Origin of the sequence: uncultured Pseudoflavonifractor sp. (genome assembly GCF_944387275.1) — a bacterium.
In the GTDB taxonomy this organism is placed as follows: Bacteria; Bacillota; Clostridia; order Oscillospirales; family Oscillospiraceae; genus Pseudoflavonifractor; species Pseudoflavonifractor intestinihominis.
Window position 1 is genome coordinate 70,652 of record NZ_CALXEG010000002.1, and the last position, 16,051, is coordinate 86,702.

A 16,051-nucleotide genomic window follows, 5' to 3' on the forward strand; every position below is an offset into this window, starting at 1 on the left:
TATGGGAATGGGAGGTATTTTTATGAGGAAAAAATTTCTATCCATGTTTCTGGCCATGGCTCTGGCCCTGGGGCTGTCCGTCCCTGCCTTGGCGGATGCCATGGGTGAAACCCGGGTGGGCTTCCGCTTCGGCGAAACCTTTTATTCTTATGACGTCCCTGCCAGCGGCGCCGGCTGGAGCTATGACGGCAACTATACCATGACCTTCAACGGGCTTAACATCGCAACCCCTGACAATCCCTATGGCGACAGCGGCTATTTCCAGCTGTGTAATCTGGACAAGTCCTTCACCCTTGTGCTGACCAGCGGCACGAGCAACAGCGTCAATACCATGGATTCCATCTATAAGATGGGCAAGACCCTGGAGGACCAGCCCACGGTGACCATCCAGGGCGGGGGTAGTCTCTCCTGCCATCAGCTCACGCTGGGCGACCTGGCGCTGACCGACGCCGCCATCACCTCAACCTATTTCTCCTGCTTCAAGCTGACCCTCACCGGCGGCTCTATCACCACCACCGGCCTGACTGTAAACGACAGCTATACCCTGAACAGCGGCAGCATCCTGGTGGAGCGGGATGAGCCCGCCTTTGAGGGATTCCGGGTGTATATGGACGATACGGCTGCGGCCAGCTCCCTTGTCTCCCAGTTTAAGGATCAGTACGGTAAGCCCCTCCAGCTCAAGCAGGAGACCTTTGACTGGGGTACTCTGACCAGCATCTATGACAGCGCCGGCGAATACGTGACCTATGCCGTCTGGACCGGCGGCGGCGTCACGCCCCCCACCCCCGCCAAGACCGCCTATGCCTCCACCCAGTCGGTGAAGGTGGACGGCGTGGCCGTGGAGTTCCAGATGTATGCCCTCAAGGACGAGAAGGGCAACGACACCAACTATGTGAAGGTGCGCGACGTGGCGTACGCCCTCAACGGCACCGCCGCCCAGTTCAACGTGGGCTGGGACGGCGCGGTAAATCTGGTCACCGGTCAGGCCTACACTCCCAATGGCTCTGAGATGTCCACCCCCTTCAGTGGCAACCGGAGCTATCAGGACTCCGCTGCCGCCACCAATGTGAACGGCTCTGCCGCCGCGCTGGATGCCATCCTGCTCACCGATGACGCCGGCGGCGGGTACACCTACTACAAGCTGCGGGACCTGGGCCAGGCGCTGGGTTTCAACGTGAGCTGGAGCGCAGAGATGGGCGTCTACATCGAGACAGACAAGCCCTACGAGGGTTAATCACAGCATAGAAAACGCCGCCCCGGCGCCATCGGCGCCGGGGCGGCATTCTGTTTTCCGATTTACTTCATCAGGCTGCACACCAGTTCGGTGTAAGCGGCAGGGTCCTCCAGCGGCAGGCCGGCGATGAGCAGGGCCTGGTCGTAGAGCAGCTCGGCGTACTTCTTGGCCTTCTCCGGGTCGGAGTCCACCGCCTCCCGCAGGGCGGCGAAGGCGCCCGAGTCGGGGTTGAGCTCCAGCACCCGCTGGGCCTTCATGCCCTGGGCACGCTCCGGGTCCATGCGGGAGAAGTACTTCTCCATCTCAATGGTCACCGGGCCGTCGGCGGTGAGGCACACCGCGCCCGACTTCAGGATCTTGGACACCCGGGCCTCCTTGATCTTGTCGCCCAGGGTCTCCTTCACGAAGGTGAGCACGTCCTTGCTCTCCTCCGCCTTCTTCTCGGAGGCGGCCTTCTCCTCGTCGGTCTGGGGCAGGGCGTCCTCGTCGGTCACAGGCTTGAAGGACTTCTCGTCCCAGGCGCCCAGGCCGTTCATGATGAACTCGTCGGGCTCCTCGGTGAGGTAGAGGATCTCATAGCCCTTGTCCAGGATCCGCTCGGCCTGAGGCAGGCGGGCGATCTGGTCCACGCTCTCGCCGCAGGCGTAGTAGATATACTGCTGGTCCTCGGGCATCCGCTGGCGGTACTCGGCCAGGGTGGTCAGCTTGCCGTCCTTGGAGGAGTGGAACAGGAGCAGGTCCTTGAGCATGTCCTTGTGGATGCCGTAGTCCTCCAGCACGCCGTACTTGATCTGACGGCCAAAGGCGGCCCAGAAGGTCTCATACTTGGCCCGCTCGTCCTTCTGCAGCTTGAGCAGCTCGGCCTTGATCTTCTTCTCCAGGTTGGTGGCGATGATCTTCAGCACCTGGGTGTGCTGGAGCACCTCACGGGAGATGTTGAGGGAGAAGTCGGCGGAGTCCACCACGCCGCGGACAAAGCGGAAGTGGTCGGGCAGCAGGTCGGCGCACTTGTCCATGATGAGCACGCCGGAGGAGTAGAGCTGAAGGCCCTTCTCGTACTCGCGGGTGTAGAAGTCATAGGGGGCGTGGCCGGGGATGTAGAGCATGGCCTTGTACTCCACCTGGCCCTCGCCGTGGACGTGGATGACGGACATGGGGTCCTCCCAGTCGCCGTAGTGCTCCTTGTAGAAGTTGTTGTACTCCTCGGCGGTCACCTCGCTCTTGGGACGCTGCCACAGGGGCACCATGGAGTTGAGGGTCTCCCACTGGTCGTAGTCCTCCCACTCGGGCTTGTAGTCCTCGCCGGCGTCAGCGGGGCGCTCCTTCTGGCGGGACTTGTGCATGAGCATCTGGATGGGGTAGTGGATGTAGTCGGAGTACTTCTTCACCAGGTCGTCCAGCCGGTACTGCTCCAGGTACTGGCCGTACTTCTCGTCGTCGGTGTCCGCCTTGATGTGGAGCACGATGTCGGTGCCCACACCGGCCTTCTCCGCGGGCTCGATGGTGTACCCCTCGGCGCCCTCGCTCTCCCAGCGCCAGGCCTGATCGGAGCCGTAGGCCTTGCTGGTGACGGTGACCTTGTCGGCCACCATGAAGGCGGAGTAGAAGCCCACGCCGAACTGGCCGATGATGTCCACGTCGGCCTTCTTGTCCTGGTCCATGTCCTGCTTGAACTGGAGGGAGCCGCTGCGGGCGATGGTGCCCAGGTTCTCCTCCAGCTCCTCCTTGGTCATGCCGATGCCGTTGTCGCTGATGGTCAGGGTGCGGGCGATCTGGTCGGGGGTGAGGACAATCTTGAAGTCGGACCGGTTCAGGCCCACCTTGTCATCGGTGAGGGCCTTGTAGGCCAGCTTGTCGATGGCGTCGCTGGCATTGGAGATGATCTCGCGGAGAAAAATCTCCTTGTGGGTGTAGATAGAGTTGATCATCAGGTCCAGCAGGCGCTTGGATTCCGCCTGAAACTGTTTCTTTTCCATGATATCTGCCTCCATATATAAAAAGATGCGTATCAACAACATAGCGTTAGCACTCGGAACTTCTGAGTGCTAACGCTATGATAATCCTTCGTACTGTAATTTTCAAGGGGGTTCAAAGAAAATTTACAAATTGCCCCCGAAGAGGACAGATTACATGCTGAGACTGGCGATGAACTGCCGGGCGGTGCGGGGCGTCCTTCCCGGATGGTGCATTTCGAACTTCACCGCCTCGGCCCGGAGGGTGTCCCGGTCCATGGAGACGCCGTACAGGTCGGCCATCCGCTCCACCATGTCCAGGAACTCCGGCTTGCCCACCGCCAGATAGGGGATGCGCAGGCCGAACCGCTCGGACAGGGAGGTCTTCTCCGCGATGGTCTCGGTGCGGTCCACCTCGTCCCCGGCCCGGTCGGAGAAGGTCTGGCGCACCAGGTGGCGGCGGTTGGAGGTGGCGTACACCGCCACGTTGGCGGGACGGCGCTCCAGGCCGCCCTCCAGGATGGTCTTGAGGACGGAGTAGGTCTTATCATCCTGGTCAAAGGCCAGGTCGTCGATAAAGAGGATGAACTTGTGCCGCCGGCCCGCCAGGGTGGGGATCAGGTCGTGGAGCTCGCCCAACTCCTCCTTCCGCACCTCGATGAGCCGCAGGTCCTCAAAGCCGGGCACCGTGAGCAGGGACTTGACGGTCACCGACTTGCCGGTGCCCGGGTCGCCGTAGAGCAGCACGTTGTTGACCAGGTTGCCCTCCATCATGGCCCGGGTGTTGGCGATGACCTTGTCCCGCTGCCGCTCATAACCGATGAGCTCCGCGCCGTCGGTGCAGTCCGGGTTGTCCACCGGGCGCAGGGCGCCCTCCTCCCACAGGAAGGCCCGGTTGCGGGCAAAGAGGCCCGCGCCGCTGCGGCGGTAGAACTCGGTCAGAGAGGCAAAGTCAAAGGGTACGCCGCCGCTCCAGCGGGGCAGCTTGGCGGGGACCGTGGCCGCATCGGGGGGCAGCAGGGCGCCGATCTTGCTGAGGATCAGCCCGCCGCTCAGGCCGGAGAGCTGGCTGAGCACCTCCACATCCCGCTCCGCTGCGGCGGTCAGCTCCCTGTCCTCGCCGCCCCGCTCCACCAGACGGGGATAGGGCCCGTCCTCATAGCGGAGCTTGTCGTGGAGCCAGCCGCCCAGAGTCTCATACCCCTCCTGCCGCAGGCGGTAGAACACGCCGGAGTACCGCTCCAGGGCCTCGCCGCCCCGGCCGCCGCCAATGGCCTCCAGCAGGGCGGAGACCTCCTTCATCAGGGGCTCGTCCATCATATTCCGATAAGCGGATATCCCCATCAGGGCGTACCGCAGCGCTTCCAATGTCATATCTGGTCCCTCCCGGACGTGTGTTTTTTCCATTTTATGCGCGGCGGCACCGGTTGTCAATGGGCTGTCCGCCGGGGAAGCAGGGGAAAATTGTAAAAAATCCCGGCGAAAGATTGACAAATAATTATCATAAATATATACTCAGGGTGCTTTGATATAGCAGAAAAGCGCGGCGGCCAGACCGCCGTACAGTGAGGAGCGCTGACATATGGCCAACATCATCATTGCACCGGGAAAGTACATTCAGGGACAGGGGGAGCTGGACCGGATCGGCGCCCATATCCGCCCGCTGGGACAGCGGGCCTTTGTGCTCATAGGCCGGTCGGGCTACGAGCGGATGGGGGAGCGGCTGGAGGCGGGCTTCCGGGCCGGCGGCTGCGAGGTCCATTTCGAGTGTTTTGACGGCGAGTGCTCCAGGACGGAGATCGAGCGCATGAAGGCCGCCATGGCCCGGCTGGAGGCCGACGTGGTGGTGGGCGTGGGGGGCGGCAAGATTCTGGATACCGCCAAGGCCCTGGCCTATTACGGCGGCAAGCCGGTGGCGGTGGTCCCCACAAGCGCCAGCACCGACGCGCCCTGCTCGTCCCTGTCGGTGCTCTACCACGACGACGGGGTCTTTGACCGGTATTTGCAGCTGCCCTCCAACCCCAATATCGTGCTGGTGGACACCGACGTGGTGAGCAAGGCGCCGGTCCGGCTGCTGGTGTCCGGCATGGGAGACGCCCTGTCCACCTGGTTCGAGGCCAGGGCGGCGGCGGATGCCCGGGCCGTCAGCAACGCGGGGGGACAGGCCACCAACGCGGCCCTGGTGCTGGCCCGGGCCTGCTATGACACCCTGCTTGCCGACGGACTGAAGGCCAAGCTGGCGGTGGAGCGCCGTGTATGCACCAGGGCGGTGGAGAACATCATTGAGGCCAATATCTACCTGTCCGGGCTGGGGTTTGAGTCGGGCGGCCTGGCCGCCGCCCACGCCATCCACAACGGCCTCACCGTGGCCCTCGAGACCAGGGGCATGTACCACGGCGAGAAGGTGGCCTTCGGCACCCTGGCCCAGCTGGTGCTCCAGAACGCCCCCATGGATCAGATCGAAGAGGTGCTGGGCTTCTGCAACAGCGTGGGCCTGCCCACCACCCTGGCCGGCCTGGGCCTGGCCGACGCCGATATGGAGACGATCCGGGCCGTGGCAGAGGCCGCCTGCGTGCCCGGCGGGTGCATCTACAACATGCCCATGGAGATCACCGCCGACAAGGTGTGCGCCGCCATTCTGACCGCCGACGCTCTGGGCCGCCAGTACAAGTGAGCGAAATGCAGCATACAAATGCCCCCGGCCGTCCGTCAGGACAGCCGGGGGCGTGCTTCTCAGAGGGATGTAGGAGCGGACTCCGGGAAACGGGCCAGGAAGGCCTGGATCTGGGCCCGGTTTTTCAGCACCACGGCCTTTGCGCTGTACTGGGCCATGAGGCTCCGGTACCGGGCCCTCCGTTTTCTGCTGCGCCCGTCCCACACCAACCAGCGGAAAAATTCCAGATCGAACTTTTCACAGCATCCGTCGGCGGCGCTCTCCCGCACCTGGCCGCGAAACTGGCGGTATCGCCCCCAGGCCTGGCGCAGGCAGGTGAGCCGGGGGAGGTCCAGAAAGAGGATGAGGTCGGCCTCCTCCAGCCTGCGCTCCTGAAGGAACCCGGAGTAGTTGCCGTCGATGACCCAGCTGTCCCGGGACATGAATGCCTCCACCATGGCCAGGGCCTCCGCCCGGTCCCGCTCCTGCCAGTTGGCGGTGAACTGCATCTTGTCCAGGTGGAGCAGGGGCAGGTCCAGCCGCTGGGAGAGCACCCTGGACAGGGTGGATTTCCCCGCGCCCGAGTAGCCCATCACCGCGATTTTCACGGCTGTTCGCCTCCCACGTCGGGCAGGGGACGGCGGCGGGGATTCACCGGGCCCCACTCGGGGAGGGGGAGCCGCTGCATAGCCCCCAGCACCCGCTGCTTCAGGCCGGGATACTGCTTGTCCAGTCTGTGGACCAGCTCCTTGATCTCCTGCCGCTTGGTGAAGCCGTCGGCGGGGCAGGGGTTGTGGACCACCGGGTAGCCCTCCTTTGTGGCGATGGTGCGGATGCTGGCCTCGCTTAAATAGAGAAGGGGGCGGATCTGCACGATGTCGGTCCGGTCCAGGTAGGTCACCGGCTGGAAGCAGGAGATGCGGCCCTCGTAGAAGAGGGAGAGAAAGAAGGTCTCCACTGCGTCGTCAAAGTGGTGGCCCAGGGCGATCTTGTGGATGCCGTGGTCCATCAGGGCGTTGTGGAGGGCGCCCCGCCGCATCTTGGCGCACATGGAGCAGGGATTCTTCTCCTTCCGCAGGTCAAAGATAATGTGGTGGATCTCCGAGGGCAGGATGGTGTACGGCACGTCCAGGGTCTTGCAGAACTCTGCCACCGGGGTGAAGTCCATGCCCTCGCCGCCGTCCACATGGCCCATGTCCAGGGTGAAGGCCTCCACGGTGAAGGGCACGGGGTAGAAGGTGCGCAGGCCTGCCAGGGCTGCCAGCAGGGTGACGGAGTCCTTTCCGCCGGACACGCCCACGGCGATCCGGTCGCCGGGCTTGATCATGTCGTAGTCCTCCACGCAGCGGCGGACGTAGCTCAGGAGCTTGGTGTTCATAGGGAAACCTCACTTTTTGACGAAAATAAATTAAAAAATGAAAATTAGTATGAGAGAGTATAAGGAAGAAAACGAGAGAAAAACGGAGATTTCATATTTGTAAATTAAAAACATGAAAAAAGCCGTTGACAGTTTGAAACGAGTGCATTATAATACAAAACGCTCCACTTGTACAGGTGGAGCTTTGATTCTGTTAAGTCCAGATTTGGAAGATATAAAAGCAATGGAGGTTTCACCTATGTCCACTTTTATGGCCAACAAGGGAAACATCGTCCGCAAGTGGTACATCCTCGATGCGGCCGGTAAGCCCCTGGGCAAGACCGCTGCCACCGCCGCCAACCTGCTGCGCGGCAAGCACAAGCCCGAGTACACTCCTCACGCTGACTGCGGCGACTACGTGGTCATCATCAACGCCGAGAAGGCTGTCCTGACCGGCAAGAAGGGCGAGCAGAAGTTCTATCGCACCCACTCCGGCTATCCCGGCGGCCTCAAGGAGACCAAGTACCGCATCCTGATGCAGGAGAAGCCCGAGCTGGCCATGAAGGTGGCCATCCGCGGCATGATGCCCCGCAACATCGTCACCAAGGACTCTCTGACCCGGCTTCACATCTATCGCGGCGCTGAGCACAACCAGGCCGCCCAGAAGCCCGAGGCCTGGACCGCGGAATAAGGAGGAAAACTGAACTATGTATAAGAGCAAGAAGCCTTATCTCTACGGCACCGGCCGTCGGAAGTCCTCCGTGGCCCGTGTGCACCTGTTCCCCAACGGCACTGGCGCCATCACCATCAACGGCCGTGACATTGACGACTACTTCGGCCTGGACACCCTGAAGATGGTGGTCCGTCAGCCCCTGAACACCACCGGCACTGTCGGCAAGGTGGATATCGTCGCCACTGTCGTGGGCGGCGGCGTGACCGGCCAGGCCGGCGCCATCCGTCACGGCATTGCCCGCGCCCTCCTGAACGTGGACCCCGAGTTCCGTCCCGCCCTGAAGGCCGCCGGCTTCCTGACCCGCGATCCTCGTATGAAGGAGCGTAAGAAGTACGGTCTGAAGGCCGCCCGCCGCGCTCCCCAGTTCAGCAAACGCTGAGTTTATATCAGACTGCCAGCAAACAGCCGGTCCGAATGGACCGGCTGTTTTTTGCTGTCCTGATCTGGCAACCTATTTTGAGTATGCAGATAGAATAATGTATAATTATTTGAATAAATATAAAGATTGAAGACTGATGCAATCTGAACGTACGAAAGTATTCTGCGCGCAGTGGAGAGACTACTAAGGCAAAACAACATTTGAAATAAAATTCCAATAGAAGAGAAAAAGTGCAATAAAAAAGCGAACTGATATAGATAAACATTAATTTATGATAAGATGTGATGGCGAGAATATGTGGTGGACCAGGTATATGGAGACAGGGGTGAACAGGGAACAGAATATCGGCAATTGTACATGGAAAGAGCGGAGCACAAGTAAAAGGATGAATACTGATTCTATTAATATTCATAACAAAAGCGTATAATACACGGAGCAAACTGGAAGAACCAGCCATCTTGACATCCATACGGAGATAGGATATATTGAAAACCGGGAAAGAGAACGGCGAGATTTTGTGCAAAAACACAAATCTTGCAGAACGCAGTAGCTGGAGAGCTCCCGGGATCCATACCCAGCTCCGGCCGCCGGACAGAGGCTTGCTGCCTGAGAAACGGCGCAGATGCGTTCGGTGTGATTGGCTGTGTGTCAAGGGGAAGAGGAAGGACAGATGATTCGGATCGCCATCGTGGAGGATGAGCAGGAACAGATAAACATCATGCAGGAGTTTTTGACCAGGTATGAGCAGGAGAAAAACGTGGACTTTGAGGTGGCAGTCTTTGACAGCGGGGTCAAATTCCTGGCGGACTACCAGCCCATCTATGACCTGGTCTTTATGGATATCCAGATGCCGCATCTGAACGGGCTGGATACGGCGCGGACCATTTTCAGCATGGATAAGAACATCGGGATCGTGTTTGTCACCAACATGATGCAGTATGCCATCAAGGGCTACGAGGTGGACGCCCTGGATTTTATCGTCAAGCCGCTGAAATACTACCAGTTCAGCGTCAAGCTGGCCCGGGTGATCGAGAAAGTCAGAAAGCGGGAGGGCCGGGAGATCGTGCTCACCGTGTCCAAGGAGAAGATCCGGCTCTCCGTGTCCGAGATTCTACTATGTGATGGTGGACAAGCACACCCTGGTCTACCACACCAGCCGGGGGACCTTTGAGGAGAAGGGGTCCTCCATGTCCGAGTGCGCGGCAACCCTGGCGGACTGCGGCTTTGCCCTGTGCAACAGCGGCTGCCTGGTGAACCTGGAGCATGTGACGTCGGTCAACAAGGGGACGGTCTCCATCTCCAAGTTTCCCGAGGAGCTGGCCCTGAGCCGGGGCAAGAAGAACGAGTTCACAGAGAAATTCATGACCTACATGAGGAACCGCTGATGGGAAGCTGGATGATGAAGACCGGCTTTGCCTTCGCGTTGCAGCTGGTCATATGTACAAGCGCGTTTGTCCACAAGTTCCCCCACAGAAAGCAGTTCTGGCTGCGGACGCTGTGCTCCATGGTGTTCATCTTCGGCTTCAGCTACGGCGCCTATCTGCTGCGGGTGGCCTGGCCGGAGGGCCAGTGGGCCATGGGATTTGTGGTCTTCGAGGCCACGTGGGGCGTATGCTTCCTGGGCATTCTGAACTCCTTTGAGGTCAAGCCCTTCTTCGCGCTCCACGCCGCCATCGGCGGGTACGCCCTCCAGCACCTGATCTACGGCGTGTTCACCATCGTCCGCTACTATGCCACAGATATGCCGGTGCTGGTGAGCGATATTCTGTACTTCCTGCCCTATATTGCCATCTCGGTGGCCTTTTACTACCTGTTCATCAAGCACAACAACGACTACAACAACTTTGAGAACCGCAGTGTCATCGCTGTGGTTCTGGCGGTGATCGTCATCTTCCTGAACGTGATCCTCAGCAGGCTGACCTCCTACGGCCAGTTCGGAGACAGCTTTGTGTCCATGGTGGTGTGCCGCCTGTACTCGGTGATCTGCTGCACCCTGGTGCTGTTTGAACTGTTTGGACTGTTCAGGCAGAACTCCCTGGAGCGGGACAAGATGATTATGGAGCATCTTCTGGTGCAGTCCAAGGACCAGCAGCGGGTCATCGGGGACAACCTGGACTTCATCAACATCAAATGCCACGACCTGAAAAAGCAGATCGGTTCCCTCAAGCAGATCGCCAGCGCCCGGGAGCGCAACGAGATGATCGAGGAGCTGGAGCGCTCGGTGCTGCTCTACGACAGCGTTGCCAAGACAGGCAACCCGGCCATTGACCTGGTGCTGACCGAGATCAGCTGGCGGTGCGTAAAAAACGCCATTCGGTTCGACTACATCATTGACGGGGCCGACTACGATTTCATGGTCCTGGAGGACGTCTACTCCATGTTCTTCAACGCCCTGGACAACGCCATCGAGAGCGTCACCGGGGAGGAGGACACGGACAAACGTATGATCTCCCTGCGTTCCACGCCCCAGGGGGACCTGCTGTATATCCAGATGCTCAACTACTGCTCGGTGGCGCCGGAGTTTAAGGACGGCCTGCCCGTCACCACCAAGCGGGACAAAAACCTCCACGGTTACGGGACCAAGAGCCTCCGGTACATCGCCGAGAAATACGGCGGGTCGGTGCGGATGGGCCTGACGGAGGACGGATTCTTCCGGCTGGAGATCCTGCTGAGCCGGAAGAGCCAGGAATAGACGGTATGACAAAAAGCCGGGAACTCAGGTTCCCGGCTTTTTGTCATGTCGCACAGAAAACCAGGCCGCCGGCAGGCGGCCTGTGCAGATTATGCTGAAAAATCAGCCGTTTTTGCAGAGGAGGATGCAGATTAGGACCGTCTGCCAGCAGTTTTTGCTGAATATGCCCCAGGTCCAGTGCGCTCCGCTATACTGATGTCCATACGAACGGGATGTTTTCGGGAATGTGCCCGTGAACATAGAAACGTATATGGGAGGAAAAGGTATGGAGCGTCGATCTGGAAATGCAAGAAGAGCAAACAGACTGGCCGCGCTGGCAATGTCAGCAGTGCTGATGCTGGGCGCGGCTTCGCCCAGCGCCATGGCGTCGGGCGAGGACGGAAAGTGGTACACAGACTTCGGGTCCTACGAGGAGGAGCAGCAGTACGCCTCCGAGCTCAACATTGAGCTGATGGCGGAGAGCATGGTCCTGCTGAAAAATGCCAACGGCACCCTGCCCCTTGACAGCTCGGTCAAGAACGTGACGGTGTTTGGCGCCCGGTCCTACGAGATCTTCACCGGCGGCACCGGCTCGGGCGGCGGCAGCGGCGACCCCGTGACCCTGACCGACAGCCTGAAGGCTGCGGGCTTCAACGTCAACACCCGCGTACAGGAGATCTACGAGAACAACAAGTACACCGCCGCCGTGGCGCCCGCCGGCATGGGCACCACCGGCGCCATCACAGTGGACCCCCCTGTGAGCTGGCTGGCTCCCGCCGAGAGCTCCTACCAGTTCTTCAAGGACGCGGCCATCATCACGCTGGGCCGCACCGCCGGTGAGGGCAACGACATCTACACCTCCGACGTGCCCACCCACAGCGACCCCGCCGACCACGTCCAGAGCCTGGACGACAACGAGAAGGCCCTGATCCAGTACGTGAAGGCCCAGGGCTTTGACAAGATCATCGTGCTCATCAACAGCGCCAACGCCTTTGAGTGCACCCCCATGGAGGCGGACAAGACCGCCGACAATCTGGGCGTGGACGCCATCCTGTGGATCGGCCAGCCGGGCAACTCGGGCCTGATGGCAGTGGGCCAGGCCCTCAACGGCCAGGTCAACCCCTCCGGCCGCCTGGTGGACATCTACCCCACCAACTTCAAGCTGGACCCCACCTGGCAGAACGCCCACACCATGACCCAGGTGGGGGAGAAGGACAACTCCGTGTACGCCTCCGCCACCGATGAGGAGCCCGACGCCAGCGCCGGCAACGTGGTGGAGTATGAGGAGGGCATCTACCTGGGCTACAAGTACTACGAGACCAGATATGCCGACTGGCAGCAGGGGGCTGTGGACGAGATGTTCACCGCCGCCGAGCAGGAGATCTTCGGCAGCGCTGCCAACACCTCCGTCACCGCCGAGCAGTGGTACGACATGTCCGTGCTCTATCCCTTCGGCTACGGCCTGTCCTACACAACCTTCTCCCAGGAGCTGGTGACCACCGGCGATGAGCTGGCCGCCGCCATCAACGCCAAGACCGGCCTGGACGACATGGTGGAGGTGCAGGCCCGGGTCACCAACACCGGCAGCGTGGCGGGCAAGCAGGTGGTGCAGCTCTACGTGGAGGCCCCCTACACCGCCGGCGGGATCGAGAAGTCCGCTGTGTCCCTGGCCTCCTTCGCCAAGACCGGCCTGCTGCAGCCCGGCCAGTCCGAGGTGGTCACCATGCGGATGCGCATGGGCGAGCTGGCCTCCTTCGACTACAACGATGCCAACAGCAACGGCTACAAGGGCTGGGAGATCGAAGCGGGCAGCTATGAATTCAGCCTGCGCACCAACTCCCACGACGAGTCCGACGCCATCACCAGCGTGCTGACCGCCAAGACCACCTCGCTGGACAATGACAGCGATGCCAACAACAACACCCCCCTGTCCAACGGCGACGAGTACGATACCCTGCTCAACGTGAAGGACTACGCCGGCGAGGCCGCCAGCGGCTCCCAGATGAAGCAGATGAACCGGGCGGAGGGCTTTGTGGCCTCTTTCCCCACCCCCACCACCCAGGCCGAGCGGGTGTATTCCGAGCCCCTGCGCAAGCTGCTGGCCATGACCTTTGAGGAACAGACCGCCGGTACCGCCCAGGACGAGACCCGGTATACTACATACTTCAACTCGGACAACGACAAGCCCACCGACCCCTGGTACAAGACCAATGAGGACATCCCCGAGACCTGGACCCAGGCCGTGGCCGGCGCCGACGGCACTGTGGCCGGCCGGGTGGACGGAAAAGCGCCCATCCAGCTGGTGGACATGGTGGGTCTGGACTACTGGAGCACCGACGTGATCCCCGACAGCTATCCCGTGGAGGAGTTCCGGGGCAAGACCGAGGCCGAGGCGTGGGACCTGTTTGTCAACCAGCTCACCTGGGAGGAGATGGCTCAGTCTCTCCACCACGGCGGCTTCATCTCCCCGGGCTATGAGGCCCTGGGCAAGGACCAGGCCGACGACGTCAACGGCCCCGCCACCGTGAACGCCTTCCGCACCACCGACCGGCCTGACGGTACCTTCTGGGTCTGCGAGACCAATGTGGCCTCCACCTGGAACACCGACCTGGCCTATCAGCAGGGCGTCATGTTCGGCAACGAGAGCCTGTATCTGGACTGCCCCGGCTGGTACGCCAACGGCCTGAACACCCACCGCAGCCCCTTCTGCGGCCGCAACTATGAGTACTACTCCCAGGACGGCTATCAGGGCGGTATGATCGGCTCCGCCGTTGTGGCCGGCGTCCAGTCCCCGGCGTCCAGTCCAAGGGCATGTACGCCTTCATCAAGCACTTCGGCCTGAACGACCAGGAGACCGACCGCCACGGCATCGGCACCTTCGCCTCCGAGCAGGCCATCCGCGAGATCTACTTCAAGCAGTTCGAGTACGCCGCCAAGGGCCTCTACGACGGCAAGGAGGACAGCAAGGCCAAGGCCGTCATGACCGGCTTCAACCGGGTGGGCGCCATGCCCTGCCAGGTCAACTACATGGTGCAGTACACCATCCTCCGGGACGAGTGGGGCTTCCACGGCGAGAGCGTCACCGACGCCTACCGCAACACTCTGGGCAAGCTGAATATGATCCAGCGCGTGGGCTGCGACCTGCCCCTGAGCTTCTCCGCCCAGGGCGGCGACAACTCCATCAGCGGCACCTGGGACGCCTCCCTCCGGGACGGCAAGGGCGGCGTGGTGGACGGCTCCTATGACGCCGCCGCGGGTGGCTCTCCCACCCAGTACTACACCGTCCGCATGAGCGTTACCCGCATCCTGTGGGTGGGCTCCGTGTCCAACTGCAACGAGAACGGCCTGAACAAGGCGGCGTTTACCGGCCAGAACTTCAGCACCAAGGCCGGCCTGGGCGTGGCCGCCTCTGTGGCGGTGGACCCGGAGACCTACGGCACCACTGATATCAAGTACTCCGCCACCGACCTGCCCGAGGGCCTGTCCATCAACCCCGACACCGGCATGATCACCGGCTGGGTGGCCAACGAGGGTGAGTACACCGGCAAGGTCACCATCACCGCCGACGGCTGGTCCAAGAAGACCGTGGACGTGATGTTCACGGTGGAGCCCCTGATCACCATTGAGGGCTGGCCTGAGAACGCCACCACCGGTACCGCCATTGACGCCACGGTGGTGAAGAACGTGGATATCATTCCGGCCCCCACGGACGAGGACGAGGCGGGCACCACCGGCGTCACCGAGGTGGCCGTGGTCATCAGCAACCTGCCCGACGGCCTGACCTATGACTCCGAGACCGGCAAGATCACCGGCACCCTCCTGGCCTATGACGACTGCGCCCTGGAGCTGGACGTGACCACCAACACCGCCACCGTGGTGGCGGGCAGCAAGGGCAACTCCGTGGAGCGCTCCACCAACAACTACGTGCAGACCATTGACCTGGCGGTGGCCGCCCCCGCTCAGGGCGCGGCCGCGAGCAACACCGTGGCCATTGTGGGCCTGGTCATCGCCTGTGTGGCCGTCGTGGGCGTGGCGGTCGTCTGGTTTACCGTGTCCAGCAAGAAGAAAGTGAATGCCTGACGCCGGAAGACTGTCTGACGGCTCAGACGGAGCAGGGCTCCGGCAGCGGCTCCCCTGCCGCTGCCGGGGTCCTGTACCCCATCCTGATAAAAATGATATGCTTTTAAGGAGAATTGATATGAAAAAGACACTGAAAAAGCTGACGGCTCTGGCGATGGCGGTTGGCCTGGCGGCCACCATGACCGCCTGCGACACCGGCGATGGCGCCCCCGCCGGCGGCAGCGGCGCTTCCGCCTCCGGCGGCCTGAAGGTCTACACCTTTGAGGCCGAGAACACCGACCTGCGGGGCAAGAGCGGCCCCGGCGCCTCCGGCGAGGCCAGCGGCACCTCCATGGCCTCCACCTCTGACGACCCCTCCGTCAGCGGCGAGGACCACGGCTTTGTGACCTATCTGTATCAGGACGGCGTGTCGGTAAACTTTGTCATCAAGAGCGACCGGGACGTGGACAACGTGCAGCTGGACGTGCGTCTGGGCATTGAGTCCATGGACTACTACTTCAACCCCTCCAACTACACCATCCAGATCGACTCCTGCACCGAGGACGACCTGAAGGAGACCACCGAGGGCGGCGCCGTGGGCAACTGGGACGCCTTCTTCATGGACTACTACGGCCCCGACGGCGAGGGTAAGGACGACCCCAACCACGAGCGGTACACCATCGACGAGTGGGAGTGCGGCGAGATCCACCTGGACGGCACCGGCTCCAACACCCCTATCGGCTTTGAGGACTTCACCATCACCAAGACCCTGAGCCTCAAGGCGGGCTATACCTGTATCTCCCTCATCACCAACAACAGCGACACCCCGGTGAACAACCAGGGCGTGGAGATGGCGGGCACCTACGCCGCCGTGGCCCCCTGCGTGGACTGCATCAAGCTGACCACCGACGCTGAGCTGGAGATGGCCGTGACCTACAACAACGGCTGCGGCACCACCGGCATGACCGTTGCCGACAAGGCCTGACCCCCGGCCTGGATCAGGAGGGCTTGCG

General features: G+C 61.5%; 14 protein-coding genes. 10 read left to right on the forward strand and 4 right to left on the reverse strand.

Annotated elements, in window-relative coordinates; all coding sequences use genetic code 11:
* Nucleotides 1-22 precede the first annotated feature (22 nt).
* Nucleotides 23-1,234: a hypothetical protein gene (locus tag Q0K23_RS01045; protein WP_294516796.1), complete on the forward strand. Its 1,212-nt coding sequence runs from the start codon at nucleotides 23-25 to the stop codon at nucleotides 1,232-1,234.
* Between the two features lie 62 nt (nucleotides 1,235-1,296).
* Here the strand turns inward: Q0K23_RS01045 and htpG are convergent, their stop codons facing one another.
* The gene (gene htpG / locus Q0K23_RS01050) at nucleotides 1,297-3,210 is read right to left on the reverse strand and encodes a molecular chaperone HtpG (RefSeq protein ID WP_294516798.1); all 1,914 of its coding nucleotides are present in this window, start codon (nucleotides 3,208-3,210) and stop codon (nucleotides 1,297-1,299) included.
* 150 nt (nucleotides 3,211-3,360) lie between these two features.
* Complete coding sequence (locus Q0K23_RS01055; RefSeq protein WP_294516801.1) at nucleotides 3,361-4,560, reverse strand: ATP-binding protein; 1,200 nt, start codon at nucleotides 4,558-4,560, stop codon at nucleotides 3,361-3,363.
* A gap of 208 nt (nucleotides 4,561-4,768) precedes the next feature.
* Here Q0K23_RS01055 and Q0K23_RS01060 point away from each other — a divergent pair, with 208 nt between their 5' ends.
* Nucleotides 4,769-5,860, forward strand: a complete 1,092-nt coding sequence (locus Q0K23_RS01060; RefSeq protein ID WP_294516803.1) for a glycerol dehydrogenase — start codon at nucleotides 4,769-4,771, stop codon at nucleotides 5,858-5,860.
* 59 nt (nucleotides 5,861-5,919) lie between these two features.
* On the opposite strand, the gene Q0K23_RS01065 is transcribed toward Q0K23_RS01060, so the two are convergent.
* Complete coding sequence (locus tag Q0K23_RS01065; RefSeq protein ID WP_294516805.1) at nucleotides 5,920-6,447, reverse strand: DNA topology modulation protein FlaR; 528 nt, start codon at nucleotides 6,445-6,447, stop codon at nucleotides 5,920-5,922.
* Nucleotides 6,444-7,217, reverse strand: coding sequence for an ATP-binding protein (locus Q0K23_RS01070; RefSeq protein ID WP_294516807.1), 774 nt, complete (start codon nucleotides 7,215-7,217; stop codon nucleotides 6,444-6,446). The genes Q0K23_RS01065 and Q0K23_RS01070 overlap by 4 nt, the downstream gene beginning before the upstream one ends.
* Before the next feature lie 238 nt (nucleotides 7,218-7,455).
* Between Q0K23_RS01070 and rplM the strand changes: the two genes are divergently transcribed.
* The 8 genes from rplM to Q0K23_RS01110 all read left to right on the forward strand — a co-directional run bounded on the left by rplM (nucleotide 7,456) and on the right by Q0K23_RS01110 (nucleotide 16,023).
* Nucleotides 7,456-7,887 (forward strand): 50S ribosomal protein L13, encoded by a 432-nt coding sequence (gene rplM / locus Q0K23_RS01075; protein WP_294516811.1) that lies wholly within the window; start codon nucleotides 7,456-7,458, stop codon nucleotides 7,885-7,887.
* Between the two features lie 16 nt (nucleotides 7,888-7,903).
* The gene (gene rpsI / locus Q0K23_RS01080; RefSeq protein ID WP_006570737.1) at nucleotides 7,904-8,308 is read left to right on the forward strand and encodes a 30S ribosomal protein S9; all 405 of its coding nucleotides are present in this window, start codon (nucleotides 7,904-7,906) and stop codon (nucleotides 8,306-8,308) included.
* A gap of 670 nt (nucleotides 8,309-8,978) precedes the next feature.
* Nucleotides 8,979-9,479: a LytTR family DNA-binding domain-containing protein gene (locus Q0K23_RS01085; protein WP_294516818.1), complete on the forward strand. Its 501-nt coding sequence runs from the start codon at nucleotides 8,979-8,981 to the stop codon at nucleotides 9,477-9,479.
* Nucleotides 9,430-9,693, forward strand: coding sequence for a LytTR family transcriptional regulator DNA-binding domain-containing protein (locus Q0K23_RS01090; RefSeq protein WP_294516908.1), 264 nt, complete (start codon nucleotides 9,430-9,432; stop codon nucleotides 9,691-9,693). Before Q0K23_RS01085 ends, Q0K23_RS01090 begins: the two co-directional genes overlap by 50 nt.
* Nucleotides 9,693-11,000, forward strand: coding sequence for an ATP-binding protein (locus Q0K23_RS01095; protein ID WP_294516821.1), 1,308 nt, complete (start codon nucleotides 9,693-9,695; stop codon nucleotides 10,998-11,000). Before Q0K23_RS01090 ends, Q0K23_RS01095 begins: the two co-directional genes overlap by 1 nt.
* A 319-nt stretch (nucleotides 11,001-11,319) precedes the next feature.
* Nucleotides 11,320-13,821: a glycoside hydrolase family 3 C-terminal domain-containing protein gene (locus tag Q0K23_RS01100; protein ID WP_294516823.1), complete on the forward strand. Its 2,502-nt coding sequence runs from the start codon at nucleotides 11,320-11,322 to the stop codon at nucleotides 13,819-13,821.
* Complete coding sequence (locus Q0K23_RS01105; protein ID WP_294516826.1) at nucleotides 13,791-15,059, forward strand: putative Ig domain-containing protein; 1,269 nt, start codon at nucleotides 13,791-13,793, stop codon at nucleotides 15,057-15,059. Before Q0K23_RS01100 ends, Q0K23_RS01105 begins: the two co-directional genes overlap by 31 nt.
* Before the next feature lie 118 nt (nucleotides 15,060-15,177).
* Complete coding sequence (locus Q0K23_RS01110) at nucleotides 15,178-16,023, forward strand: hypothetical protein (RefSeq protein ID WP_294516828.1); 846 nt, start codon at nucleotides 15,178-15,180, stop codon at nucleotides 16,021-16,023.
* The last annotated feature ends 28 nt before the right edge of the window (nucleotides 16,024-16,051 follow it).